Origin of the sequence: Pedobacter namyangjuensis (genome assembly GCF_003313325.1) — a bacterium.
Lineage (GTDB): Bacteria > Bacteroidota > Bacteroidia > Sphingobacteriales > Sphingobacteriaceae > Pedobacter > Pedobacter namyangjuensis.
On sequence record NZ_QMHQ01000002.1, the window covers coordinates 666233 to 692971 of the forward strand.

Annotated in this window: 22 protein-coding genes; 6 read left to right on the forward strand and 16 right to left on the reverse strand. The window is 39.2% G+C overall.

What is annotated here, in order from left to right:
* Positions 1-223: 223 nt before the first annotated feature.
* Positions 224-1345: an adenylate/guanylate cyclase domain-containing protein gene (locus tag DUT69_RS09990; RefSeq protein ID WP_113653082.1), complete on the forward strand. Its 1122-nt coding sequence runs from the start codon at positions 224-226 to the stop codon at positions 1343-1345.
* Positions 1346-1408: 63 nt separating this feature from the next.
* On the opposite strand, the gene DUT69_RS09995 is transcribed toward DUT69_RS09990, so the two are convergent.
* Together DUT69_RS09995 and DUT69_RS10000 are read right to left on the reverse strand one after the other, a co-directional pair.
* The gene (locus DUT69_RS09995; RefSeq protein WP_113653083.1) at positions 1409-3649 is read right to left on the reverse strand and encodes a glycoside hydrolase family 95 protein; all 2241 of its coding nucleotides are present in this window, start codon (positions 3647-3649) and stop codon (positions 1409-1411) included.
* A gap of 233 nt (positions 3650-3882) precedes the next feature.
* Positions 3883-5709, reverse strand: coding sequence for an ABC transporter ATP-binding protein (locus DUT69_RS10000; RefSeq protein WP_113653084.1), 1827 nt, complete (start codon positions 5707-5709; stop codon positions 3883-3885).
* 409 nt (positions 5710-6118) lie between these two features.
* On the opposite strand from DUT69_RS10000, the gene DUT69_RS10005 reads away from it, so the two are divergent.
* Positions 6119-7624 carry a glycoside hydrolase family 76 protein gene (locus tag DUT69_RS10005; protein WP_162796243.1) on the forward strand — a complete coding sequence of 502 codons (1506 nt, stop codon included), beginning with the start codon at positions 6119-6121 and terminating at the stop codon, positions 7622-7624.
* A gap of 59 nt (positions 7625-7683) precedes the next feature.
* Here DUT69_RS10005 and DUT69_RS10010 read toward each other — a convergent pair whose 3' ends face one another.
* Complete coding sequence (locus tag DUT69_RS10010) at positions 7684-8943, reverse strand: toxin-antitoxin system YwqK family antitoxin (protein ID WP_113653086.1); 1260 nt, start codon at positions 8941-8943, stop codon at positions 7684-7686.
* A 3-nt stretch (positions 8944-8946) separates the two neighbouring features.
* Here DUT69_RS10010 and DUT69_RS19210 point away from each other — a divergent pair, with 3 nt between their 5' ends.
* Positions 8947-9090, forward strand: coding sequence for a hypothetical protein (locus tag DUT69_RS19210; RefSeq protein ID WP_162796244.1), 144 nt, complete (start codon positions 8947-8949; stop codon positions 9088-9090).
* 108 nt (positions 9091-9198) lie between these two features.
* Positions 9199-10503, forward strand: a complete 1305-nt coding sequence (locus tag DUT69_RS10015) for a putative sensor domain DACNV-containing protein (RefSeq protein WP_113653087.1) — start codon at positions 9199-9201, stop codon at positions 10501-10503.
* 50 nt (positions 10504-10553) lie between these two features.
* Here the strand turns inward: DUT69_RS10015 and DUT69_RS10020 are convergent, their stop codons facing one another.
* From DUT69_RS10020 to DUT69_RS10030, 3 genes are all read right to left on the reverse strand, one after another.
* A complete protein-coding gene (locus DUT69_RS10020; protein ID WP_162796245.1) occupies positions 10554-12257 on the reverse strand; it encodes an alpha/beta fold hydrolase in 1704 nt (567 codons plus the stop codon).
* Positions 12258-12578: 321 nt separating this feature from the next.
* A complete protein-coding gene (locus tag DUT69_RS10025) occupies positions 12579-13790 on the reverse strand; it encodes a M24 family metallopeptidase (RefSeq protein ID WP_113653089.1) in 1212 nt (403 codons plus the stop codon).
* Between the two features lie 210 nt (positions 13791-14000).
* Entirely contained in the window at positions 14001-14654 is a 654-nt protein-coding gene (locus DUT69_RS10030) for a hypothetical protein (RefSeq protein ID WP_162796246.1), read from the reverse strand.
* Between the two features lie 173 nt (positions 14655-14827).
* Here DUT69_RS10030 and DUT69_RS10035 point away from each other — a divergent pair, with 173 nt between their 5' ends.
* On the forward strand, positions 14828-15253 hold the full coding sequence (locus DUT69_RS10035) for a DoxX family protein (protein WP_113653091.1): 426 nt from the start codon (positions 14828-14830) through the stop codon (positions 15251-15253).
* A gap of 219 nt (positions 15254-15472) precedes the next feature.
* Here the strand turns inward: DUT69_RS10035 and DUT69_RS10040 are convergent, their stop codons facing one another.
* The 9 genes from DUT69_RS10040 to DUT69_RS10085 form a co-directional block, all read right to left on the reverse strand.
* Complete coding sequence (locus DUT69_RS10040; protein WP_113653092.1) at positions 15473-16675, reverse strand: ATP-binding protein; 1203 nt, start codon at positions 16673-16675, stop codon at positions 15473-15475.
* 2 nt (positions 16676-16677) lie between these two features.
* Positions 16678-17685 carry an ATP-binding SpoIIE family protein phosphatase gene (locus DUT69_RS10045; protein ID WP_113653093.1) on the reverse strand — a complete coding sequence of 336 codons (1008 nt, stop codon included), beginning with the start codon at positions 17683-17685 and terminating at the stop codon, positions 16678-16680.
* Positions 17678-18040 carry an anti-sigma regulatory factor gene (locus tag DUT69_RS10050; protein ID WP_240186692.1) on the reverse strand — a complete coding sequence of 121 codons (363 nt, stop codon included), beginning with the start codon at positions 18038-18040 and terminating at the stop codon, positions 17678-17680. The genes DUT69_RS10045 and DUT69_RS10050 overlap by 8 nt, the downstream gene beginning before the upstream one ends.
* Positions 18041-18071: 31 nt before the next feature.
* Entirely contained in the window at positions 18072-18482 is a 411-nt protein-coding gene (locus tag DUT69_RS10055) for an STAS domain-containing protein (protein WP_113653095.1), read from the reverse strand.
* Between the two features lie 4 nt (positions 18483-18486).
* Entirely contained in the window at positions 18487-19347 is an 861-nt protein-coding gene (locus tag DUT69_RS10060; protein WP_113653096.1) for an STAS domain-containing protein, read from the reverse strand.
* Positions 19348-19568: 221 nt separating this feature from the next.
* Positions 19569-19859, reverse strand: a complete 291-nt coding sequence (locus tag DUT69_RS10065; protein ID WP_240186694.1) for a hypothetical protein — start codon at positions 19857-19859, stop codon at positions 19569-19571.
* Between the two features lie 792 nt (positions 19860-20651).
* Positions 20652-21020 carry a response regulator gene (locus DUT69_RS10075; protein ID WP_113653098.1) on the reverse strand — a complete coding sequence of 123 codons (369 nt, stop codon included), beginning with the start codon at positions 21018-21020 and terminating at the stop codon, positions 20652-20654.
* Complete coding sequence (locus DUT69_RS10080; RefSeq protein ID WP_113653099.1) at positions 21013-22563, reverse strand: ATP-binding protein; 1551 nt, start codon at positions 22561-22563, stop codon at positions 21013-21015. Before DUT69_RS10080 ends, DUT69_RS10075 begins: the two co-directional genes overlap by 8 nt.
* 102 nt (positions 22564-22665) lie before the next feature.
* Positions 22666-22926 (reverse strand): DUF2695 domain-containing protein, encoded by a 261-nt coding sequence (locus DUT69_RS10085; RefSeq protein WP_162796247.1) that lies wholly within the window; start codon positions 22924-22926, stop codon positions 22666-22668.
* Positions 22927-23813: 887 nt separating this feature from the next.
* Here DUT69_RS10085 and DUT69_RS10095 point away from each other — a divergent pair.
* Positions 23814-24287: an ankyrin repeat domain-containing protein gene (locus tag DUT69_RS10095; RefSeq protein WP_113653102.1), complete on the forward strand. Its 474-nt coding sequence runs from the start codon at positions 23814-23816 to the stop codon at positions 24285-24287.
* Between the two features lie 113 nt (positions 24288-24400).
* Here DUT69_RS10095 and DUT69_RS10100 read toward each other — a convergent pair whose 3' ends face one another.
* Positions 24401-26572, reverse strand: a complete 2172-nt coding sequence (locus DUT69_RS10100) for a catalase (RefSeq protein WP_113653103.1) — start codon at positions 26570-26572, stop codon at positions 24401-24403.
* Between the last annotated feature and the right edge of the window lie 167 nt (positions 26573-26739).

Consider the following 26739-nt stretch of genomic DNA (forward strand, 5'->3'; position numbering starts at 1 on the left):
TTCTGATATTACATTTAGAAAACTCCTTGAGAAATACAGTAGTTTATTATTTTTAAATTAAACAATCAAAACCCTCCAAACTACCAAAATTGACAAAAGTAACTCGAGGTTATTTCGAGTTGGTATTTATAACTTTTCGTAATTGTAATTACGCGGTTCGAGCATTATTAGGTTATTGTTTTTAGAATGTACTAATAGAATAATTGTATATTGGTTAACCTAAATGAAAGCAAAAATAGATTATACGACCGGAGCGAGAAGATTCGCCATCGAACACCCAATATTAAGCCACGCTTTTACACAAGCGGGATTTTGGCTCGCTGCTTATACCTTACTAGCAATAATAATTCATTTAGCGAGTAAAAACATGGCGTTATCAATGTCAATCGCCATTGAAACAAGTATTTGGCCAACCATTTTAGTCGGCACTATAACCGGCTTTTTATACGGTTTTGCATTAGGACTTTTAGACTATTTCTTCGATAGGCAGTTTTTCCGAAACAAACCTTTGGGCAAAATAATTGTAATCAAATCTCTTATTTCCCTTGTGCTATTGGTTTTTATTTTCAACTTTTTACGATTCGTTTTATATAAAGCAATTCTTGCTCCCTCTTTCAACAAATATTCGCCAACAATGAACGAAGCGGTATGGATTAACCTCTTTGTGATTATACTTATCTATAGCTTTGTTATGACTTTTGTTATCACTTTCATTATACAGGTTAACAAGAAATATGGCCCTGGCATACTTATACCGCTCCTTCTGGGAAAATATAGGGAGCCTAAGGAGGAGGAACGAATTTTTATGTTTATGGATTTAAAATCATCGACCGCTATCGCCGAAGAATTAGGCCATATAAAATACAGCAAATTTATAAGAGACAGTTTCATGGATATTAACCTTATGCTTAATAGCTACGATGCAGAAATATACCAATACGTGGGTGATGAAATTGTAATTAGCTGGAAAGTGACAGACAAAATGGATAATAAATGCTGTGTTCAGTTCTTTTTTGCATGCCAAGCACAATTTAATAGCAGAAGAGATCATTATTTAAAAAACTACGGAGTAGTTCCGTTATTTAAAGCTGGTTTACATTTGGGCAAGGTTACCGCAGTGGAAATTGGAGAAGTAAAAAGAGATATCGCCTACCATGGCGACACATTGAATACTGCCGCTCGTATACAAAGTATGTGCAACGAATACGACAAAAAAATACTGGCTTCCTCAAGCTTTATTAACTCAGCTAACTGGGCTGGGCTTTTTACCACAGAAGAACTTGGAACAATTTTGCTAAAAGGTAAAAAAATGCCAGTGCGTATTTTAAGTATAGAACAAACCTAAGCTTTAGGCGTATGTAATAATTTGAGTTATTGTTAAACACATATCTACAATGCACATTAAACCCTAAAGAGAAGAAACTATCTCATATTGCTTGCCCTTTACCGTATCAAAAATGTAAACAAAATATTTACCATCTTTTTCGGTTTTGTACTGCTGATTTTTAATTATTATTGGCGTTAGCGTACGAATTTTACACTTCGACCCAGACAAAGAAATCAAGGATGCTCTCTGTAACAACCCCTTATTCCATTGCAGGTTAACTTCAAAGTTACCTTGTGCCTTTAGCCCGTTTATCGAGCCATCGGGCCAAGCCTTAGGCAGAGAAGGCAATAAATGTAATTCGTTCAAATGGCTTTGCAAAAGCATTTCGGCTATGCTGGCAGTAGCACCAAAATTTCCGTCAATTTGAAATGGTGGATGTGCATCGAACAAGTTCTCATAAACGCCACCATCTGCCACATTCATACTCAACTCGGTTTTATAGGTTAAGTTTAGCGCTTGCTTTAATAGTTTATGTGCACGATCACTATCAAATAATCTTGCCCAACAAGCTATTTTCCAGGCTCTACTCCATCCCATACCCTCATCGCCTCTAGATTCTAAAGTTACTCTTGCTGCTTCTGCAAACTTAGCATCTTTAAGATATGAAATTTGACTACCCGGATACAAGGCAATCAATTGAGATAAATGCCGATGGTCGTAACCCTGCTTATCAAGATTCTGAGCATCAATTTTCCATTCCTTAATTTGTCCCCATTTGCCTATTTCCAATCCATTATCTAAACGGGCAAATTTATCTTTTAACTCGGCCACAAACTTTGCATCCGCATTTAAAACCTCCGAAGCTCTAAGTGTTTGATCGAATAATTCCCATACCAATTGCTGTGCATAGGCAACTCCGTCTTCCCAAGGGCCATGCTCCGGCGACCATTCTTTAGGTGCAACCAGTTTTCCATCCGCATTACTCACCAATCTATCAAACCAATATTCGCAGGTACTTTTTAACACTGGGAAAGCTGTATTTTTCAAGTAAGCCAAATCTTTTGTATAGGCGTAATGTTGCCAAAGGTGTGTAGCATACCAAGCATTTGCAGGGCGATTGATATTCCAATCTGTATGTCCAAAAATATTGCTCTGTGTATTTACTGTCCATCCTCTGTTATTTTCGCTTTTAGCCAATTTCATAAATGAGCCATTGTCTCGCAATGCTTCAGTTTTTACATAATAGAGAAAAGGCATATGGCATTCGGAAAGATTGGTGCTTTCTGCTGGCCAATAATTCATTTGAATATTAATATTTGTATGAATATCAGATTCCCAAGGCGGTGTATTGCTATTATTCCAGATTCCCTGTAGATTATTTGGCAATTGCATCCCTCTAGACGAGGAAATCATCAAATACCTGCCATATTGGAAATAAAGTACATCTAGATAATTATTTTCTCTTTGGGATTTAAGCAACAAATCTGTTGTAACCTTAGGCTCAGTTGTATTCAAGTCAAATTTTACACGATTAAATAATGTTTGATAATCTTGTATATGCCTGGCTTTTAATTCTTGGTAATTTTTAGCGCTAGCTTTAGAAAGTACTTTAGTTAAACGTTGGTCCAACTCCCCCTTTGTTTCGCCAATATAGTTTGCACTTTCTATTTTATAATTTGTTGCTCCCGCAATTAAAATGGTAACAGCATCGGCATTTGCCACGGTTATTTTTCCATTCGAAGAAGATAAGGTTCCTCCGGCATTAAGCACTTTAACTTGTCCTTTGTAATTTAACAAATCAAGCTTACCGCTAATTGTAAGCATATTTTTAACCAATTCGGTTACACCAGAATGTGCATCTTTTAAGCCTATAGAAAAAGAAATTTTGCCTTTTTTACCCGGTGTTTTTACATGCATAACAATTACGCCATCGGGCCTGCTCGCAAAATATGTTCTATTATAAACAACACCGTTAATTTTGTAACTAACACTGCCAATTGCATTATTTAAAGTTAATTCTCTCCGGTACTCAGTATAATTTTCGTGCCCAGGAAAATCTATGTAGACATCACCAAAATTCTGATAAGCACCTCTAATTGTCGTACTGCCTGTCCACAGTGTTTTTTCATTAAACTGTAATTGTTCTTTCGCTACGCCTCCAAAAAACATTGCTCCAAGTTCTCCATTTCCAATGGGCAAAGCCGATGTCATCCAATTAACTGCAGGCTTATCATACCAAAGCCTTAACGAATTTTGAGCTGTTACTACATTAATAAAAAGTAAAAAAAGGAAACTGCTAAGTATAGAAATTCTGTAAAGCATATTAAAAGGATAATTGTATTCGCTAAAAATAATGCTGATTTAGCGAATAAACAAGTAATTACCGCGATAGCGCTTACTCGGGACATATAGTCAGCTCATTTTAATCAGCTAAGAAGAGGTTAAACGAGATTAACGTTGCTAACACATTTCAATTTCTTTTAACAAAGAACTTGGGTAGCAACCAAGTAGTTTTTCGGTTTTATTAAATTCTAACATTTAAGCCTAGCCAAAAACTACCCAACTTCGAACTGCAAACCACTTAAATAACGATAAAGTCCCTCTTGGTTTTCCATCAACTCTTTATGTGTTCCTGACTCTAGGAGTTTACCTTTTTCCATAACGATAATGCGATCTGCTTCCCTTATGGTAGATAAGCGGTGTGCGATAATAATTGAAGTACGACCTTTCATAAGTTCCTCTAAAGCCTCCTGTACCAAACGCTCAGATTCAGAGTCAAGTGACGAAGTTGCCTCATCTAAAATCAATATAGACGGGTTTTTTAACAACGCTCTGGCAATGGCAATACGTTGACGCTGGCCACCCGATAATTTTACGCCACGTTCGCCCACGACTGTTGCATATCCCTCAGGAAAAGATGTAATGAACTGGTGTGCATTTGCCCGTTGTGCTGCTTTAATAATTTCTTCTTCGTTAGCGTTTAATCTGCCATAGGCGATGTTTTCTAAAATAGTGCCACCAAACAACATTACATCCTGCGGAACGATAGCCACCTGATTTCTGATATCTGTTAATGAATATAGATTTGCTGGTTTGCCATCAAACAGTATTTCGCCAGTTTGCGGTTTGTAAAACTGTAAAATTAGCGCAGCTGTTGTTGATTTCCCGGAACCACTCGGACCAACGATAGCTACCCGTTCTCCAGCTTTGGCTTCAAAGGAAACATTACTTAAAACTTCAGTTTCTTTACGGGATGGATAAGAAAATCCAACATCACGAAAAGCTAGATTACCAACTATTTTTTGCTCAACATGATCAACATTAGTTACTATTGATACTTCTTCTCCTTGTTCTGCTAATATTTCCAATACCCTTTCGCTAGCCCCAACAGTTTTTTGTACGTTGGCAAACATTTCGGGAAAACTACCCAATGAGCTTGCTAAAAACATAGCATAAAGCGAAAATTGTAACAGCTGACCGAAAGTAATTTCGCCTTCGCTAACCAACACACAGCCGTAACCAATTACACCCAAAATACCGCCAAACAAACACAACACTATAAATGAAGAAAACATTCCTCTAAATTTTGCTCCTTTAATGGCTATATTGGCAACTTCGCGGATAGCGCTACTGTAACGACCAGCTTCAAATGGCTCGTTTACAAACGCTTTTACGTTAGCAATCCCCATCAGCGTTTCATCTACAATAGTATTTGATTCTGCTAGTTTGTCTTGTGCCTGACGAGAAATTTTCTTGATAAACCTGCCAAAGAAAACGGCCGCTACAATTAATACCGGAAGAACAATTAACAAGGTAAAAACCAATTTCTTAGAAATAATAGACATGAAAACAACGCCACCGATTAACAGCACTGCCTGCCTAATCATTTCAGCTATGGTGGTAGTTAAAGTGTCTTGCACCTGCGAGAGATCTGCAGATATCCTGCTGTTCAGCTCTCCAACTCTTCTTCCCGAAAAGAAGTCCATCGGCAATGTAATCAGTTTTAAATATGTATCTTTTCTAATATCTGCCAATGCTCTTTCGCCAACACCTACAAACCATAAAATGCGAAAAAAAGAAATGATGGCCTGTAGAACTAACACCACAAATGCCAACAGCAATATTCCAGGTATAGTTTCTGGCAAAAAATCGTTGGTACGTTTACCTTGAGCAGTGTCTATAAGTGCTCCTACAAATGAGGGAAAAGCTAACCCAACCAAACTGGATAACAACAAAAAGAATAACGCCGCTATAAATTTACCTCGGTAGGGTTTTAGGTAGCTTAGCAATTTAGCTACATGACTTAATGTTTCTCTATTTAGTTTTGCCTTTGGTAATTCTATCCTCGCTGCATTACCACTATTCAATTGCTGTCTTGCCATATAAAGTTTCTGTACCAGAATTTAGTACCACGCAAAAGTAAGTATAAGTTTTTAGCCCTAAGGTTTAGCGCATTGGTATTCGCCGACTAAATGATGGGATTCGCCGTGGATGTTATTTGAAATTGGGCCTCTATAGGCAAACGCTGCAATCTCCGTCTAAAAACATAAACACATTAATATAGCCGTAAGAAAGTTACTGAAAAAAGTTCTTTTTGCGATACTGAATGCGGTATGTGGTGCTGTGTTAATTGATGTGATACAAAACTAAGAAGCGGTTAATGTAATTTCACTATATTTTTAATAAATTTAGCGTTAAAGCTCTAGAAAGATTAACCCAACGCAAGGCGGTAAATTTGGTTTTCAACTAACGCGAACAGCTTAAAAACGAGATATGCAGCATAAAAACAATATGAAAAAGCTTCTAATATCAACGACATTGCTAATTTTCATTTTTAATTCAATTAACTGTCTCGCCCAAACCTCTGGCATTAGCTCTGGTAGCATATATACTATAAAGTCCAAAACCAGCAACAAACTACTTGATGTACATAACGCATCAATGGAAAACAAGGACCTTGTAAACACATGGACCAATACCCAATCTGATGCTCAACGTTGGGTAATTAAACAAATTACTAAGGATCGGTATACTTTAACGAACCTTGGAAGCGGAAAACTTCTCCATACTTCGAATGTTACCGTAGATTCCGCAGTTGTAGATCAAGTGGAGGATAATGTTACTGGTGGCGTTACATGGATTATAAAAAAGTCTGCTAAGGGTATTTACAACTTGACATCAGCTGATTCTCCAGAATACTTTTTAAGCGTTATTTCTGACAACCATGCCGATGGCGCAAGAGTTAGTTTAAAAAAATCTTCGAGAATCGATCAACAGCAATGGATTTTTAACAAAGAAGAACCTCAAGAAGTGTCACCAAGCGTTGCCATAGCTGATAAAGTTTTTAACGCTTGGTATCACCAGTATAACATTGAAACATTTAAAGGCTTTTGGGATAGAGCTGAAATGATGGAAATTATTTTGGATGCCTATGAAGTAACAAAGGATAGAAAATATCTAGAAAAATTTGATTTGATGTACGATAACTTTATACTTCAGCATAAAGAAGATTGGATGTACAACAAGTTTAATGATGACATTGCATGGGCAGCCATTTTTTGTATTAGAGCTTATAAGCATACAGGAAACAAAATTTATCTCCAAAAGAGCAAAGATCAATTTGACAAAATGTATGCGAGGGCTTTTACAAACAAATATGGTGGTGGCTTAAACTGGTTTGAAACTAAAACTTCAAAAAATGCATGCATACAAGGTCCGGCTATAGTTGCATCTTGCTATTTAGCCGAAGCAACTGGTGATAAAAGTTATTATGATAAAGCGATAGCCTTATATAGTTGGTCAAAAATTTATCTGTTCGACCAGAAAACCGGAAAGGTAAACGATAATATAGACCTCGACGAAAAAACCGGTTTAATAAAGGTATCTACATGGAGTTCAACCTACAACCAAGGTACTTTTCTAGGGTCTGCTGTTTTACTCTATAAACATACAAAAGAAGCAAATTATCTGCTCGATGCCGAACAAATTGCAAAATATATAAGGGAAGATATGTACCATGAAAAAACAATGAACAATGAGGATGGCGGAAATGATTTGCCCGGATTTAAAGGAATTTTTGCAAGATATGCTCGACTATACACCACAGAAACTAAAAAAACAGATTTAGTTGATTGGTTGCTTTTGAATGCTAAAGTTGCCTACAACAACCGAAACGCTCAAAATTTAATTCATACCAGATGGGCCACTAGAACGCCAGAACAGCAACCCAAATCAGCCTTCGGCGCCTCTACCGCAGTATCTCTAATTTTTAACACACTACCCTTTAAAAACAACTAACAAAGGCAGTTTCAAAACAAAACACTGCTGTATTGATGATTTTTTCGGTCAAAAACCAGCTAAGCAGAAAGTTGGAGAATGGTTCCGTAAGTTGTCCATATACTACACAGCAAACCAAGCAAGAGGCAATAGAAAAGAACATCAATTTCCTTTCTAAGTTTAATCAAAAATACTACAATAACCATAATTGGAAAAGTAGCTATAGCGATAAAAATAATAGATGCCAGCATTGCGAAAATATAGCTATTGTAATCCATAAGCAACAACTGGATTCCGAAATAAATTAACCATACAAATAGTGGCGATACAAAGCAGAACAGCCACTTCCAAATTGTTTTAACTTTGAGCTGATGTGGTGCTGTACTTCTAAAATTCCTCACCAACATTACAATTATTCCTACAACACACAAAACAAGTATTCCTGCATGTATGTATTTAATTCGAATGGTATCTAAACGAGTATTGATGCCCTTTGATGATATAAGCTTTTTACCGTCAAACTGCTTAATACTTGTCCGCTCGCCATTTACAAACGTCTGTACCACAACGTGGTTATTGGTACTATCCCTAGAAGTCCATGTAGCATCTTCTAATCCCATTTTGTAAAATCCTTCTAGGATGATTTTACCGTTTTTTGTCCTACTAAATCTGCCATCTAAACGTCCGCCGTTAAACCTAAGCGAGTCGGTACCCTCTGGCGTGCTGATGCTCAGTGCAGTTACTGTTCCAGAAGGAACCAAACTTAGATTTCCTGATATCAATTCCAATACATTCTTGTCAAGTTCCTCAACGGACTTGTTTTTATTAAAATCATCATTTATTACAGGCTTGCTGATTCCCAGCTCGTTGACCTTTACAACGAGCAAGGAATCTTTTTTGTAAAGCTCAAGCCCGTAGTTCGAATTACTATCTAGAGTTGCACTGCCACTCAAAAGCACAAATTGTGGTTGGTCAAAAAATTGTACATATCTTTCTTGAGAGGTGGCGCAGAAAGAGAAAAATGCTACAAGACCTACAAACATCGCCGATAACCGGCTAAACATGGAGCGATCAATTAACAGTTTTGGGCTGTCTTTAGTATAGAGCCACGCCAATAGCAAAACCGGCAAAGCTATTAAATCAGAAAGATCTACGGTACGATGGATGTTAAAAACAGTATTTACCATTTCAATTAATCCTGATGAATATTCGCTTTTCCAATAAACAAATAGCAGACCTGTTAAAATATACACTAATGGTTTTGAGCGGTGGAAAATAGCCGACCAAAAAATAGGAAAAATAAACAGACCGCAAAAGTCAGAAAGTTTGCCTGTAATCATATTATGAAACAATTCTTTGAAAAAGAAATCGTTCAATATCAGCAACAAAAGGCAACATATAAAAAGGGGCGACAACAGATTTCTGAAACGGTATTGCATTCGGGTAACTTTAATTCATCTATTAATACGGGCAATGCTATTTGGTAACCTTTGTTGCGTGAATACAGCAATAAAATTATATCGGCAAAAACGATATCAAGCCTTTATACCCAAACAATCTTCTTGAGAGTTTGTTATATCGCCACAGCTTAAATTTTGGAAAACGCACGCCCTAAACATCTCGCAAATCTTGTATATAACAAGCTAAAGGTAAGCCGACAACATCCGGATTTGCCCGCACTTGCGGTTTTAGAAAATCTTTTCGATTGCCTGTTTTTTACTAGCATGTGCAGAGAAGAAAGCGATCTAATTAAAGTAACTGTAACGATGATAGATCCGGCAAATCCAGATCCTCATCCGCCGAAGCAACATGTGCCAGAAAGATGGAGCTATATTCCATTTAGCAAACCCATAAAAATGAATGCAAAGTCGCTGGCGAAACTTTCCAAAGCGGCCGACCCCTGCAGTTCATCTCTTGCGGTTTACTACAACGAGAAAGGGATTTTCATTTGGGGAATGATTGACCAAGCAATGCATTACGAGAATTTTCTAAACTACGAATCTGATATTGATTCAGAGCAACCTGGCCTGTTTCAAGTTTCTATAGATGATATTGGTACCCTTAGTGTACTTTTCGACTACCAATTACTTGCCACACTTAAACAACACGTACTGGTACAACGCTATTTAGATGTGATGACCATTGGTCCAATCTCCAAAATACTTCGTCAAAATGCAACTACACTAAAAACTACTTTAAAGCAATATCTTCGCGAAAGATATCCAAATGCTACTTATACCGAATGGGAAGATTTTTTAGATAACCTTTGGATACAAACACTTTCTAGGCTATTACTAAAAATACAGTATTATCAACATGGTGGAGCTATACTTATCCATTCTGATCATGTTGACCTAGACATTAAATACCAAATTAGTTACAATAGATTACTTAATGCAATGATTGCCCATGCCAAGGCATGCATAGATAACGCAATGCTAGAAGCAAAGGTTGAAGAAACGCTCGACTCCGGAAAACGTGCGGTTGGCAAATCGTTATACCATCAGGAGTCTCGAGCTTTTTATGCCAAGGCAGGTACTGCCGATGAAATAACTGGAGCAATTAGTTTTATTGCTTCGCAAACATGTGTAGATGGGGTAGTATTGTTCGACACAAATTTGGTTGCCTCTGGTTTCGGAACAGTATTGAGGTCGAAACGTATGCCTCGAAAAATATATGTTTCGAGCGCTGCAACCGCTAGTCCCAAATCCTTAATCGCCGCAGACCCAAAGCACTACGGAACTCGGCATCGTTCTATGATTGCCTACTGTTGGAACCATCCAACGGCATTAGGCATGGTAATATCTCAAGATGGAGAAATTCGTGCTTTTCATAGAATCGATGATAAACTTATCATGTGGGAAAACATAAAAACGCGTCAGTATGCTAGCAGAAGTTAATAGTAATTCCAAAAATTTCCCAAATACTAACGCTCAATACAAACTTGTAATCAACGCTCGCCGTTACCAGATGATAGAAATTCAAGCACCATTTTATTAAAAACATTCGGATTTTTCAGCGGAACGTAATGATCTCCCCCTTTGATGATCTCAAGCTTCGAATTTTTGATACTGGAATGGATTAACATGGTATGCTCCCTTTTTATCACGTCAGATTCTCCTGCAACAACCATAACAGGCGTCGCTATCGATTTTAGGTCGGAGGGATTTATGTGCGGTTCTTTTAGCACTAACTCCGTTAGCCGAAGCTGGTTTTGAGATGCTGGATCAGTTTGTTTCATTAAACTATCTCTACGATTTTCGAATAAGCGTAACACACCCTCTTCAATCGCCTCATTACCTGGGAACAAATTCGCCCCCATAAGTACCATTTTATCAACCTTTTCAGGATGTTTTAAAGCAAAAATAAGTGCGGTATTTCCACCATCGCTCCATCCTAGCAAGCTTGCCTTTTTTATGGACAGTGCATCCATTACTGTCGAGAGGTCTTCGGCAAATTGTTCGTAAGTATATGGAGAAACTTTATGATTTACGCTATTACCTTGCCCTCTTGTATCTAATGCAATTACCTTGAAATTTTTAGACAAAAAACCTATCTGTTCCCTAAATGAATTGATTTGCTCGTTATTTCCATGTAACAAGAACAAAGGACTACCCTTACCGTATGTTTCGTAATATATCTCACCTTCATTTACTTTTATACGTTTACCATTGTTGTTGCCGTACATTAAGCTAGATAAAGTGGTATTTTCCTGTATAATAGCTGTATCGCTATCTTCTAATTTCTTTGTTTCCTTATTTTTACCGTTCTTAATAGAAGATACTTCAAGCGCAACGAGTAAATAAGAAGCAGAAACTTTTTGCCACTCTGCTTCGCCTTTAATCCTGAACAGGCTAGATTTTAGTGGCACTGGAAAGGAAGGTATAAAAAATGCTGGCTTGGTACTATCTGCGGTTAAGGGTTCCAAATCTAAAACAGCTAAGGAAACAGCTATTTCCTTTTGCCCTTTTATATGAATTTGGTAAGGTAGAAGGTCAATAGTTTCAGCACGAGGCATTCCTATCTCTGTCGTTCCTTGAATATCAAACACTACATCCTTGCCAAGTATAGATTGATCAGGAATGCCCTGCTTAACACTATAAATATTCATTCTTAGTTTGATCTTTTTAAATCCCCTCCTATTTATTCCGAAACTCAGCTTTCTCAAAAAAACGTTCTGATCTATCTTCAGAATAGTTGCCTGTTCGCGTCCCTTTTCATCACTATGTTTTGGTATATTTTTATACATAGCCGGAAAGAAAACCAGACTGGCTCTCGATCGACCATAATTTTTTATCTGACTGGGTTGCGCCTTGATATTTACCGTTTCAAGTAGTTGTGGCGACTCTGATAGCTTAACATTTTTTTCCGTTTTTAAAAAGTCAGCCCAGCTAAGCTTTAAGCTACGGTAACCAACTGCCGAAAAAATTATTGAATCACTATTGGCAATATCCGTTCTGTTATAGGTTAGCGAATATCTTCCGACAGCGTCGGAAACGGTGCCTATAGGTTTGTTCTTAATTCCTATACTGACATATAGCACTGGAAGATTGGTCCGCTCTTCAGTTACTATGCCGTTTATAATTGAAGATTGGGAATGCGCAACTTTGCCCTCCAAAATGAGTAAAATGGTTAAAAGTAAAAAGAAGCGCAATATTTTTAATAAATACAAAGTGGATTGGCACATAATAAGGATTGATGGCCAAATATCATTAATCGGTTAACCGTAACGAAAAAATTAACTTTATTTAACATCCAATAACTTCATACGTCAGCTTAAAAAAACACCCAAAGCTTGTTATATGTAACTTCGTTTTCGTTGCTTTTTCTCTACAATCACTATCCCGTCTACAAATACGAAACGTACATCACTATTGAGCGAACGGCAATCGCGAAACAACAGATATGTTTTTTACAAACTATCGCTTTACGATTGCCATCTAACCCTGTTAAATCTTCCAAATGATAATAAATACTAATAGCCAAAAGGGTTATCAAGACTAAGCATTGGAGAGGTAAACCATTTCGGTCCATTTTCGGTCATGTAAAAATGATCTTCGTGCCTAATCCCAAATTTTCCAGGAACACAAATCATAGGTTCGTTGCTTACTACCATCCCTTCGGCCAGTTTTATCTCGCTTCCGCGAACCAAATACGGATATTCGTGTATATCTAGTCCGGTGCCATGACCTACCCTGTGTGGTAAACCCGGCAAATCATAGTTTGCACTGAGACCAGCCTGTGCCAATGTTTCTCTGGCTGCATCATCAACCGAACCGCAAGAACGACCAATTTGCGCAGCTTCAAAAGCGGCAAGCTGTGTTTTCTTCTCCAAATCCCAGATAGTCCTGTATTCATCAGAAGGCACGCCGTATACGTAAGATCTTGTAATATCAGAAAGGTATCCTTCTAGTCTGCAACCTGTGTCTATAATAACCGCATCATTTTCCTTCAACGGCTGAGGTACCGCAACTCCGTGTGGGTACTGTGTATCGTCTGCAAAAAGCACTATACAAAAGTAAGAACCCGAAGCAATTCCAGCTTTGATATGCGCTTTATTGATAAAGTCTTCCACTTCCTTCGCCGAAATTCCTGGTCTTAGTATCTTAGCCGCAGCTCGTTGAACTTCCATGGTAATGTCTTTCGCCTTTTGGATAATAGCAATTTCATTTTCCGTTTTCTGCATTCGGCATCCAGCGGTAATTTCTTGTGCATTTATAAAATGAAAGTTTGAATTTACTTTCGAAATTCCATCCACCAGAAAATAAGGAGCAGATTCGTCTATTGCAAAAATTCCTTCGCTTACACTATTATGATGTAAAAGCTGGCTAATTAAAACATAAGGCGATTCGTGCTCTTCCCAACAGTTGATGTCGGCCTCCACTTTCCTATACTTTTTAAAGGTTCCTTCCTCAAATTTTGGCACAATATATTGCAATGTACCGTCACCAAACAAAAGCGCACCAACCATTCTTTCAGATGCATTCCAATGTGTTCCTGTAAAATAATACAAGTTTGTGCCAGCGTTAATGTACAATGCACTAACCGAATGCTGTGCCATCAAATCTGTCGCCTTTTTTAAACGAGCTTTATATTCCTGCAAAGCAATTGGCTGTACGCCAAGCGTTCTGTCTTGTATTTTATCAAGTTCTACTGATGCGGAAGAACCACCTGTACCTAATGTCATTTCTTTTAAATTAAATCTGGGCTAATTTAAGCATCCAATTTTAAAGTTCTATACGCCTGCTGTTTTTACTTTATTCGGTTTGCATCATATATTTCGTTAACTGCGGTAGATAAGACGAGCTGAAAGCTGCGCAACGAAATTATACCGAAAGGAATATCGAATTTTCTTCTGCGCTAAACATCGTGATATTGAATAAAAAAGATAGCTGTTTTAATTTGTAGAAGATAAAGAGAAGGATAGTTTATCTCCCGGGACTTTCCCAAAGTGATTAGTATACCAATCTACAAGTTGGTCAGACTTAAATTGCTCATTTCTATCCACTCCCCTAATTAAGCGTTTGGCGGCTTTGGTTCCGTTCTCACCCGTTCTTGCCTGGTAAAGCACATAGTCTACCACAATTTTATCGTTTGGCTTAGGTCCCTTGTAAGCTAATATAGATCCATCCTTCCCGATGATAAAAGGTGCAGGATCACTTACTTTAACAATTTCCTTAAATTCATTAGAAGATGCATTGCTAGCCAATTTATTGGCATTGGCTACAGTATCAGAACCCAAATATAAATTTGCAAAAACCACGTCAGGATATTTAGCAAAACGTTGTTTCAACGACTGAAAAGATTGTTCTTGTTCGGCAGTTAATTCTTTGCTATCCCAAACATACAAATAAACGGTTTTTCCGTTGTATAAATCACCAAACGTTTGGGTACTGCCCTTGGCATCTACGAGTTGTATGTTGGAAACATTTGTATGCGTGTAATCATTATAATCTTTAACCACCAGTTTGGCAATTCCTTTAACCATCATAGTGCAAGAACTCGTAAATACGCAAAGCGGAATAATAAATAGGTAGATGATTTTTTTCATTTTTTGAAATTTTATTAAATTTTAAGTAATTGTTTATATAGTTGTGACGATAACAACTGATTAAAGGTTGCATGAAGAATAAACTATATTAAGTGGTTTACCATTTAACGAATTACTTCCATTAAGCATCGATACTTTTTAAAACAATTACTATTTCTTTAGGTTTATTGGGCATGGAAATCCAGCAAATCAAACCTTATTCAAAAACCAGTAGTTTACAAAAAGGTGCTCGAATCGTTTTAGGACTTTTTATGGTTTTGGCAGGTGTCGGTCATCTTACGTTTCAACGTCGGGAGTTTCAAGCACAAGTACCAGATTGGGTGCCCATAAATAAAGATGCTACCGTGCTCTTGTCTGGAATTGCCGAAATTGCTTTAGGATTAGCTCTAGTCTTGGCTAAAAAAAACCGTTCCAAAGCTGGGATCGCACTAGCCTTATTTTACATTGCGGTTTTTCCTGGTAATATCGCACAATACTTAAATCATCGCGACGCATTTGGTTTGAACACCGATCAGGCTAGATTGGCACGCTTGTTCTTTCAACCGGTACTTATTATTTGGGCATTGTGGAGTACGGGAGCACTGAAACGTTTGAGATAAGCTTGATTTTATTTCAAGTAATTAAAAGAGACTTATACAGCACCGCATTACGCACCTCCTCTTAAAGATTAGTTTGATGTTTAGTTTTGTGAGCAAATTAGCAAGCCACTAAACATACTCTCCATTTTTTAAAAAACCGTCAGACGGAATATTGAATTTCAATCAACAGGCTTGACTTTTTAATTTCATCTATAATTGCTAAAGTTTAGCTAAGCAGATTTACTCGCTGATTACGCTACTGCAAGGTAGGCTAAAGTAAAAAGTAGAACCTATTCCCTCTACACTCTCGGCCCAGATTTTCCCGCCATGGTCAACTACTATTTTGGAAGTTATATACAACCCCATGCCCAGTCCCGGATGTGTGGTCATTACGCTTTTATCACGATAGAACTTTTCGAAAATGGATGCTAGTGCCTCGGTGCTTATACCAAGGCCTTTATCACGAACCGATACAGTGACTGTTGATTCTACCACACTGCAGCGAACATCAATAGCACTACCCAAAGGCGAATATTTAGTAGCATTGCCCAAAAGGTTAGTCAACACCTGCTCCATACGCAAACGGTCTATATTTACCACACTGTCCGAATCAACAGACAAAGAAATAGCATGTGCGCTGTAAGCTTGCGAGAGCATGTCTATTACTTCAGAAAGAAACGGACGGAAAGGAACCTGTTCACGTCTATATCCGAAAGAGCCGTTTTCCATCTGAGAAACATCCATCAGCTGTTTTACAAGGGCTGTAAGTTTGCTAGTTTGCAGATCAAGCTTGTCAATAACGTTTGCAAACCTCGGCTCAAAACCCTCCCTTTCTTTTACCAGCATCTGAGTGTATGCTTTAAGAATGGTGAGTGGCGTTTTCATCTCATGGCTGGCTATCGAAATAAATTCATTCTTCTTTTCGTTTATTAGTTTCTCGTGCTGTATTTCTAACTCTTGTTGCCCGGTAACTTTGTAAAGATGGTTTTTCTGGTTTTTGATTTCTTCATAAGCGTTTACTGGCCCGTCGGCAAGGAAATATTTTTTGATGTCGGCAATCCTTGTTCGGTCTATTTTCAGCGAGCGAGGAATACCGATGGCCATCTCTATTATACAGCTTCCCTCACTTCTTTTAAAAAGAAATTCGGGAACTAGTTTTTGGGCATAGAAAAAGCCGTTATCACCTCTATCAAGTCCATCCACTTCCTCAAATACTATGGTTGCCGCCATGGTGAAACGCGGATGGCTACCACCTATGCCTAATTGTAGATTACCCGTGTTGGTATGTTCGATAACCGTTCTTGCCACCTCAGAAACCGCTGTTGAAAAAGAAGTTTGAGTAGCAATAGTTAAACCAATACGCTCGCCCACTGCCATACAGCGCCTATGAGCCAGCACAAGGTCCATTTCGTTTTCAAGCGTTATATTGATAATCTCGGTCATAATTATTTATATCTGATTACAACAACCGACATATCATCTGTTTGTCTTGCATGATCTTTATAAATTGCCGCTGCAAGTATCGAAGGATCACATTTCTGTATCATAGGATATTTTGACAGCTCCCAACGCGTTTTGATACCATCTGATGCCATTACCACTTGGTTATATTCATCTACAGAATATTGTTGCGAATTCATTGTATTTGGAATGTTGTGTCCGACAATGCCATTGTAGGACATGTGATTTTTTGCCAGATTGGGTCCTAACCATCTTACGCCGATATTACCAATTCCAGCAGAAGTCCATGTGCGATTTTTCAGGTCCAAGCAAACCATGTTAGCAACCATTCCCCTAGTTCGTTTAATTGTACCATGCAAAAACCTCAAGGTTTGTACTGGGTCGTTATCCGGACAAACGCGAAAATTCTTTTCGGCTTCATTAACAGCTAAGTTTGCTTCTGGCCCGTGCCCTAGACCGTCGCAAAGCATCAGTTTTATCACATCTTTAGATGATTTGTAAAAAAAACCATCGCCACTTGTAGTTTCACCTGGCTTGCTCAGTACGATGGGCCTAATGAATACTCCTTTAGCATTTTTTGCAGGCGTAGTGGCATAAACCCTGCTAAGCAATATTGTACCCCAATCCGTAAGGGAATATAGATCAAAAGTATCGGAAAGACGTTTTATGCTTCCCAGTCCATGGCCCAAGGTATTGCTGGAGGAAAATCCGTCCAGAATCATCTTTGATGGGTTTGCAATACCAGGCCCATTGTCAATGCATATGATTTCGAGATAGGGATTTCCCTCTTCATAAAAACTCCCTACCAGTATTTCTCCATCATTTGCATATTTATAAAGATTACTCGTTATTTCGGCAACAATCAAATCTACTTCCGCCACTCTTTTTTGTGGTATGCCTAGTTCGACAGCCTTTTGGTGGATTTCTTTTTTTATCAGCGAAAAATAGCTTCTGTCACCAGCAGAAAATTTGGTGTGTGTTGCGTCAACCATTGGCCCATTTTAGAATCATTACCGTTGTACCCTCGCCCACCTTACTCTTGATGTCGAATTCGTTTACCAATCTTTTAGCTCCAGGCAAGCCTAAGCCCAAGCTGCGGCCTGTAGAGAATCCGTCACGCATAGCTTGAGGAATATCGGCAATACCAGGCCCCTTGTCGGCAAAAGTGAGCCGAACTCCATTATCCCTACCTCGTGATACAATCTCCACCAGACAGGTACCTCCGTTGCCGTAACGTAGCATATTTCTAAGGAGTTCACTGGCCGCGGTGATTAATTTGGTCTGGTTCAGAAGTCCCATTTTAATCTTAACCGCAACTTCTTTTACCCTGTTTCTTAGCAGCACCACGTCCTGTTCTCTCTGGACCTGTATGTTATCTTTACTCAGCGAAAGAATCATCTTCTGGTGCTATTTCGTCATCGTCTTCCTGAACCGGTCCAATCATTTCCTGTAGCCGTTTCATCCCTCGTTCAACGTTTAAGGCGGTATGCACTCCATTTAGCGGAAGGCCAAGTTCAATAAGTGTAATGGCTACAGCAGGTTGCATGCCTACCACAACTGTTTCTGCATCTAGGATTTTAGACATGCTGGCAATATTGCCAATGATGCGCCCCATAAACGAATCTACGATTGAAACCGCTGATATGTCTATAAGTACACCTCGTGCACTGGTCTTATTTACCATCTGCACCAAGTCTGCCTCGAGGTTTAGTGCCAAACGATCATAAAGATCAACCTGGATGGTCACCAGCAAAAAGTTGCCCATCCTTAAAATAGGTATTTTATCCATCTTCCTATTTGTTTTGAACCACCTGTTTTCTCACTTCTAGTCGCAATGTTCTAAATGCATAAGCCAAAGCACTTGCTAAAGAAGACTTGGTAATGATGCTTGAAAGATCAATTCCTAAATGCACAACTGTCTGAGCAATTTCTGGGCGTATACCACTGATAATGCATTCAGCACCCATCAGTCTTGTTGCACTAACGGTTTTTATAAGATGTTGAGCTACCAGCGAATCTACTGCCGGAACTCCAGATATATCCAGAATAGCAATAGAAGATCCCGTGTCTACAATCTCTTGTAGTAAATTCTCCATTACAATCTGCGTACGCTGGCTATCAAGTGTTCCTATAATTGGAAGTGCTAAAATACCGTCCCATACTCTGATCACTGGTGTGGAAATCTCGGCTATTTCATCAGTTTGGCGAAGAATTACTTCTTCACGTCCCTTGATAAATGTTTCAAAGGTTACCACCGTAAGCCCATCCATTATACGGTTAATTTTCCTGCTTTCTTCAAAAAGCATTTTGGGATCATCACCAATCTGTTCCTGCAACACCTCAAGTATCGCCTCCTTCAAAGAATACACAAATTTTCCCGTCTCGCGTGGAGAAAATCCCTGCCTTGCACGGGTAATGGCAATTCCTCCTAAGATTTCTATAACCGGGCTCCAATTGTCCCCATCAAGGTCCGTAGATCCTCCGGCACCGATGTTAGCTACCAATGAGCCTACCAGCTCCTCAGACTGCGCTCGGAGTTCTTCGTTGGTAATCAGGTCTTCACGAAGCCCTTCGTCTTCCAACTGGTTTTTCATCCAAAGTTCAAGGATGTTTTTTTTTTGATTTTCTAGCAATTTTGCAATATTAAATGGCATGTCGAATGAGCAGTTTAAATTCTTAGGTTATCCCTTTCAGTCAGTATTCTGTTAATTAGCCCGTAAGTTACCATTGTTAAGCCACATAATAAAATTTTAATAAATAGCGATGATATCAGCTTTCAGAATTTCGCAAGATTATTCCCGGATTTGCCTATTTGCTAAGCTTAAATGCTACATTTTAATTGCATGCTGCTATTAAACCACAGGGTTTGGTCATGCTAAATGGAATCACCGTGCATTTTATTATGAAACCTGATTTGGTCGCGAATACTGTGCAGTAAGGGCAGGTCTAACTCACAGCCTTGGCTTTCGCAATGCGCATGGTCTTTCTCGTCCAACAACACCGTTCCGATGCTTCCATCCTCGTCAAAAATCTCATACCGTTGCTGGCCCAATGGGCGGATCGAAAAAAATCTCCCCTTATCTCCATCTACTACCTCTATCCTAAATTGTTGCAACAACCTCTCATTCCCTGTTGTTTTCTGGTTGAATTCGGTTTTCTCTTCCATAACGTTGTATTTTAGTTAACAAACAACATCTCAGGTATATTGTTGCGAATATTATTAACGTAGTTGAAAATGACTTTGTAGAATGTTTTCCAGCACTTTTTAAAAATAGCGGATCGTTATTCGACAAACAAACACGATAGGCTAAAAAAATTAAGGAATTTCTGTCTTCTATTGCAGATGGCTATCTATATTTTTCCGAAAATAAAAGAATAAAACTGTTAGCACTACCAAATAAGGCATGCAAAACAGAATTCCAGGCCAAGGTTGGTCCCACATTGCCAGCAACGAAAAAAACACAAAAACAATAGGCAACATAAAAAAACTTAGTGCACTCCAAATAGCTCTAGATCTAACCCGATCGTTAAGGTTGAAAAAAATAGGTATAGTCATAAAAGAAAGACAAAGGTTAATACCTATTGCAATACCATAAGGTAGATTACCGAAGTCGCTATCATCCGCTCCAATATATCTAAGCGAGGATAAAACAAATACGCCCAGCAAGCTGATAACGGAAGAAACAAGAAAACATATAACAATTAACCTAAGATATTTCATAATGTATTAATTCGTCTGTTTTAAAAACGAACAGATAGTAGCAATGTTTCACTAATCCTAAATAAACCCAAAGTTTCAAAAAGGAAATCATCGCTAGTTAGAATAAATTTTTATGTACAACAACCCTACAGTTGAGCCAACAACTGACGCAAAGTATATGTAAATTATTAAACCTAAACGCTAAAATTTCATACTTGGCTTCCGCTTCGCAAAAGCAGATTGTAGTACTCTTTCCAACTAACAGTAATCAAGCGGACGAGCTATGACTTCCAACAAATGATCAATGTCAAATGGTTTTGCAACAAACGCGGTTGCTCCGGCAGCCATCGCTATTTTGCGTCCTTCATTACTGGCTGAAACTGCCACAACCGGGAGATTTTTGAAAGTCGGCATTCCGCGGATTGTTTGCAGAATCATATCACCTGAAAGAACTGGCATCCAAAGATCGAGCACCACCAAATCCGGGCACTCTTTTTCGATAAGTAACTTAACTTTTAGACTATCCATTTCGGCTATTACGTGGTAACCCTGCTCATCCAGAATAATCTCCATAAGATCCATTATGCCTGCATCATCATCGCATATTAAAATTTTTTTTCTATTCATCTTCGCTCCCGCCTTTAGGAAGGGTAAAGCTGAAAGTGGATCCTTTTCCCTTTTCACTTTCTACCCATAATGTACCCTTGTGGTTTTTGATAATCTGGTCACAAATGTAAAGTCCGATACCCATGCCTGGAAAATGCTTCTGTATTTCGCTGCTCCTGTAGAATCTTTCAAAAACTCTTTTCGCATCTTCTGCATTCATACCCAAACCATCATCCTTTACCGAAAGCTTAACATACTCGCTTACATTGTTGATTTCAACCAGAATATTTCCGCCATCCGGCGCATATTTTACCGCATTGGAAAGAAGGTTGTTCAGAACCTGTATGATGTGCGATTCATCAGCCTCTACCACGGCATTTGTTTTACCCTGCACAATGATTTTATGGGTATTTGTTGATGACTGCATTGCATCAACTGCATCCATTACCATTTTATCGAAGTCGAAATTAGACTTGTGCAACGTAATATTGCCCGTCTGAATCTTCGATACGTCCAATAGTTCGCCTATAAGGTTGTTCAACCTATCTACGTTGGTGGAAACCTTTGAAAGTGTCGATAGAAATTTTTCCGAGGCATCTTTAGGCACGCTACGTTCCAACACCTGCATAAATCCTTTTATGGTGGTTAGTGGGGTTTTGAGTTCATGGCTGGCAATAGAAAGGAAATCATCCTTACGTCGTTCTATTTCCCTCTTTTCAGTTATATCCTCAATAGCCAAAAGAATTTGGTCTTTAAATTGGCCTTCGAGCTCTACCCGATAGGCATTTAGCAACATCAGTTTTTTACCGATATGTGGGAAGTCGTGTTCTACCTCAAAATCTACAACCGGATTATTGGTTGGCAAAATTTTAACCAGCAATTCCTTGAGTTGGGGGATATCCCATTGGTTATTACCCAAGGCATATAGATTTTTTCCCAAAGTATCCTCAAGGTTTACCTTAAAGGTTCTTAAAAAATGATAGTTTGCACTAAGTACAACGAAGTTTGGGTCGAGCACCAACAAGCCTTCCCGCATAGTCTCTATGATACTCGTCAGAAAAGCTTCACTTTCCTTTAAAGCGGAGGTGCGTTCTACAATCTTTTGTTCCATCAGCAACTTCTGCTGTCGCAGATCGTGCTCTGTTTTTTTTCTTTCTGTAACATCATTCTGAACACCAATAAAATGGCTGATTGCTCCTTTTTCGTCCCTTACGGGAGCCATGAAAAGCTCGTTCCAGAACAAATCACCGTTCTTACGATAATTTCTTATCTCTACCTTGCATTCAACTCCTTTCGAAATTGATTCAGCTAATATTGCCCTTGCAGGCTGATCGCGGTCGTCTGCTTGTAGAAACCGACAATTATGTCCGATTATCTCATTACGACGATAGCCACTAATCAACTCGAAGGCATTGTTGCAGTACACAATGGGATTATCTCGCTGGTTATTGTCTGTTATGATTATTCCAGATATCGATGAATCAAGCGCTTGGGTAAGCAAATCAAAGTTATCTTTTACCGAATCTCCTGAGAGATTGAATCGTCCTTTTTTAAACTCGTGCAAACGTTATTTTTTTAGTGAACAATAGGGTGTATGCAAATTCTCATAATCGCATATTCACCATTGATATTAACAATTTAATTGCGCTCGTAGTTTTTTAAAATTTTACAACGCATTGTTGTGCACCCTTAACTGATTGTGTGCCATAGAAGCTAGTTTTGATACAAATGCAAATGCATCACAATCACACGCTATGCCTTGGTCAATTAACCAATCCATTACTTCTTTCTTATCTTCCGGAAGGTTGAGTTGCAAAAATCTACCAGTAAGTTCCATGTCTCGGTCGCAACCATAGTGGTTAACTCCATACTTTAAGTGCTCCATCAAGCGCATCATCAACAACCCGTCTATGGGAAGAGTATTCATCCATTCGTCAAGTTCCTTCGCGTTGCGTAATTCTCTACAACTATTAACGAAATATCCCGGCAAGTTGTCCATTTTTAAAAGCATAGGTTAACACGTTTTTGAAACCGATTTTTAGCGAAACAATAACAACAAATTGTTAAAGTTGTTTTTAAAACGATAATTGCTTGTTCGTAATGACATTATAATATAATAGATGGTTTTTTAAATCTGATTTAGTAAGCAACAATAAAATACATGAGCATTTATGAAAGTTGAAAATACCCCAATAAAAGCCATATAAAAAAAAAGCAATTTTTGCTAGCTGTAATAATCGCCTGTCGGATGCTATCCGTAGATACTGAGCAGGATGAGCCAAGTGCAGAACCCTACCGGTGCAAGAACAGCAGCACTAATCAAAAGGGCTTTTGCAATTTCCCGTTTTCCTATCGCCAACAGCACAAGTCCAATAACCACGTTAAATCCGGCATGCAATGCTATACATACACCCGCACCAATAGCAAGATTGAATCCCCTGTCTGACGCCGCTGATCCCGTTATGATTAGTGCGCAGTAAATCGCTAACACTAGTAAATTAATGATTAAGGCCTTTATCAACATATTGAGTGAATATTCTTTTCACGATTAGAACATCGAGTAATACTCAAAAGTTTTTATATTCCCTATCATAAACTCCTTCGCCCTCGCCAAAAACAATTCTGTTATCCGAGATGGATGTACTGGGTTGTCATCCTCCCCAACTTTACAAAACGTGATTATCTTTATAAATGCTACGAATTAACTCTTCGTAACTCTTTTTAGATTCCACAATCGCAGAACGAAGCCATGACGATATAACGGCAAAACTAAAAACTCTAAATGTTGTTTAACTACAAACAATCAGACAATACATGGAACTAGAACCAGAAATGCTTATCCACGCTTCGCGAATTGGAAACATTGACGTGCTAAAGGAACTTATAAAGGGCAAAGCCAAACTTGATGTGCACGACCCAAAAGGCTATACTCCGCTCATAATCGCCTGCTACAATAACCAGTACGAGGCGGCGAAAATACTGATCGAACATGGCGCTAACATAAACGCAACCGACGCTGGTGGAAATACCGCACTGATGGGCGCAGCGTTTAAGGGATACCCAGACATTGCAGAACTTTTAATAAACAACGGCGCAGACCTAAACTTGCAACATGGCAACGGCGGAACGGCTTTGATGTTCGCAACCATGTTCGGTCGCAATGATATGGTGAAGTTGCTATTGCTACACGGTGCGGATGCGAGCATATGTGATTCAAGGGGTCTTAGGGCAACCGACCTTGCTGCGCAGCAAGGTAACCAAGAGGCAATCCAATTGCTTTCCGCTTAGGCGACGAGGCCATCCATTGCGCTTAAATTATCTTCATCCGATTATTTTACTATCGAAATCATACCATAAAAAAAGTCCCTTTAAAGGGACTTTTTTTATTCTCATTTTCCAGACTATGCCGGTACCATTCTTGGTTTTTCCCTTTCCCAAACTCTGTGGGCGGAAATCGCTTTTATAAATGAATCGGCTAATGCTTTACCACTTCCCGTTAATAATCCGGGATCTGAAGCTTTCGCATTCAATTTTCCGTGAAAATAAGTTCTCTCGGCTAGCTTTTCCGCTCCCGCATCAAAACAAATGGCCTTACAGTGCTTAAAGGCCTCGTTTAGAAAATGTAATGCGTCTGCATCGGCAGAAAGTGCGTCAATATGATTCGCTCCGGAGGGTACAAAAACTGCATCGTAGAGCACCGAACAAGCGGTCAAAAAGCTTTCCTCTACCTCTATTGCGGTTTTCTTATCGCCTTTTACTGCACCACCGTGGGTACCTACCAGTTCAACGACTGCACCTTGATCGACTAGCGCCTTTTTCATGGCATCTACCGATGAAGCACTTACCCCATCTGCCACCAAAAACGCTATTTTCCTAGTACTGACGGAATCCTTTATCGTGCCGGCCATGCTTAATGCTTCGGATTTTGCGATCGAAGGCTCAGCATCCACCGAAGCAAAATCGTTTGGATTTCCGTCGGCAGGTACACTTCCGTTTACAACTGAAACAGGCTTTTTGGGCGAAGGCATGCCAAGATTAGATGCAATGCTTGCAACAAGATCCATATCTACATGGGTAAGCAGTCCAAGCATTCGCTCACGAATAGTTAAATTTTTCACCTTACCTAGCTCGAAACTGAATGCATTGATGATGTGCTCCTTTTCGGCAAGAGATTGGCTTGCATAAAATAGCTTAGCCTGCGAGAAGTGATCAAAGTAGCTTTCGCTCCTCGCTCTTATCTTTCTCGAATCTATCCTCTCGTTGTACGAAACGAATCCACCAGATTCGGCTTTAACCTGTAAAGGGTCATTTGATACCAAGGAATTGGGATTATAGCTTACCTTACCTTTATTAATGGTCTGTCTCATAAAGCCATCCCTCTGGTTATTATGTACCGGAACTACGGGCCTGTTAATTGGAATTTCGTGGAAGTTGGGTCCGCCCAGCCTAATCAGTTGGGTATCGGTGTAGGAGAACAGTCGTCCCTGCATAAGGGGATCGTTGGTAAAATCTATTCCCGGAACAACATGCCCAACATGGAACGCTACTTGTTCTGTTTCGGCAAAGAAGTTGTCTGTATTGCGGTTTAAGGTTAGCTTACCTATTCTCTGTACCGGTACAAGTTCCTCTGGAATGAGCTTGGTAGGATCCAAAAGATCAAAATCGAATTTGTGTTCGTCAGCCTCAGGAACAACTTGAATTCCGAACTCCCATTCCGGAAAACTTCCAGACTGGATGGCCTCCCATAAATCCCTCCTATGAAAATCCGGATCTTTGCCAGAAATGGTCTGCGCTTCGTCCCAAGCAACCGAATGGACTCCAAGTAACGGTTTCCAATGGAACTTGACAAAATGCGACTCCCCTTTATCGTTGATAAGCCTGAATGTGTGCACTCCAAAGCCTTCCATCATTCTATAACTTCTTGGAAGAGCTCTATCGCTCATTGCCCACATGATCATATGCGTTGACTCTGGCATTAGTGAGATAAAATCCCAAAAAGTATCGTGTGCAGAAGCTGCCTGTGGCATTTCATTGTCCGGCTCGGGTTTTACTGCGTGGATAAGATCGGGGAATTTCATTGCATCCTGAATAAAGAACACAGGCATATTGTTACCTACAAGATCGAAGTTACCTTCTTGTGTATAGAACTTTACCGCAAATCCTCGAACATCCCTAGCCAAATCTGTCGAACCTCTAGACCCCGCTACCGTTGAAAATCGGACGAATACAGGTGTTTCGATCTCCGTATCGTTTAGAAAAGCTGCCTTACTAAACTCTGGAATTGGCTGGTATAGTTTGAATACACCGTGTGCACCCGAACCTCTTGCATGCACCACTCGCTCAGGTATCCTTTCATGATCAAAGTGCGTAATCTTTTCACGAAGGATAAAATCCTCTAACAGGGTTGACGCCCTATCGCCCGCTTTAAGGGAGTTCTGGTCATCGTTTATGCCAACTCCATGATCGGTCGTCATGCGCTGGCCGGTCGCGTCTGCGGTATGTGCTTTTAGCTTGCTGGTTTTGTCGTTTTCGGGCAAGGCCGACTGTTCTGGTGTTAAGGTCTTTTTGGCCATAATTTTTCTGATTGGTAGTTAAGGGAACAAGGCTTAAGCTAATTAGTTTTCACTATTTGCAAGCCTAGAATTCCATTTGCAACAAGATGCTCGATTAGGGGATGCGAAGGAGTTCCACTACGTGAAAACAGAGTGGAATGACTTAAGGCCATCAAAGACAACACTAT

Coding starts and splice junctions, on each gene's coding strand:
- DUT69_RS19210 (WP_162796244.1), top strand. CDS start 8,947: ATGAAACAATTCTTTGAAAAAGAAATCGTTCAATATCAGCAACAAAAG.
- DUT69_RS10085 (WP_162796247.1), bottom strand. CDS start 22,926: ATGAATACTCTTCCCATAGACGGGTTGTTGATGATGCGCTTGATGGAG.
- DUT69_RS09995 (WP_113653083.1), bottom strand. CDS start 3,649: ATGCTTTACAGAATTTCTATACTTAGCAGTTTCCTTTTTTTACTTTTT.
- DUT69_RS10010 (WP_113653086.1), bottom strand. CDS start 8,943: ATGATTACAGGCAAACTTTCTGACTTTTGCGGTCTGTTTATTTTTCCT.
- DUT69_RS10065 (WP_240186694.1), bottom strand. CDS start 19,859: ATGGAAGAGAAAACCGAATTCAACCAGAAAACAACAGGGAATGAGAGG.
- DUT69_RS10075 (WP_113653098.1), bottom strand. CDS start 21,020: ATGAATAGAAAAAAAATTTTAATATGCGATGATGATGCAGGCATAATG.
- DUT69_RS10030 (WP_162796246.1), bottom strand. CDS start 14,654: ATGAAAAAAATCATCTACCTATTTATTATTCCGCTTTGCGTATTTACG.
- DUT69_RS10025 (WP_113653089.1), bottom strand. CDS start 13,790: ATGACATTAGGTACAGGTGGTTCTTCCGCATCAGTAGAACTTGATAAA.
- DUT69_RS10060 (WP_113653096.1), bottom strand. CDS start 19,347: ATGCCATTTAATATTGCAAAATTGCTAGAAAATCAAAAAAAAAACATC.
- DUT69_RS10055 (WP_113653095.1), bottom strand. CDS start 18,482: ATGGATAAAATACCTATTTTAAGGATGGGCAACTTTTTGCTGGTGACC.
- DUT69_RS10005 (WP_162796243.1), top strand. CDS start 6,119: ATGAAAAAGCTTCTAATATCAACGACATTGCTAATTTTCATTTTTAAT.
- DUT69_RS10100 (WP_113653103.1), bottom strand. CDS start 26,572: ATGGCCAAAAAGACCTTAACACCAGAACAGTCGGCCTTGCCCGAAAAC.
- DUT69_RS10045 (WP_113653093.1), bottom strand. CDS start 17,685: ATGGTTGACGCAACACACACCAAATTTTCTGCTGGTGACAGAAGCTAT.
- DUT69_RS10040 (WP_113653092.1), bottom strand. CDS start 16,675: ATGACCGAGATTATCAATATAACGCTTGAAAACGAAATGGACCTTGTG.
- DUT69_RS09990 (WP_113653082.1), top strand. CDS start 224: ATGAAAGCAAAAATAGATTATACGACCGGAGCGAGAAGATTCGCCATC.
- DUT69_RS10095 (WP_113653102.1), top strand. CDS start 23,814: ATGGAACTAGAACCAGAAATGCTTATCCACGCTTCGCGAATTGGAAAC.
- DUT69_RS10035 (WP_113653091.1), top strand. CDS start 14,828: ATGGAAATCCAGCAAATCAAACCTTATTCAAAAACCAGTAGTTTACAA.
- DUT69_RS10000 (WP_113653084.1), bottom strand. CDS start 5,709: ATGGCAAGACAGCAATTGAATAGTGGTAATGCAGCGAGGATAGAATTA.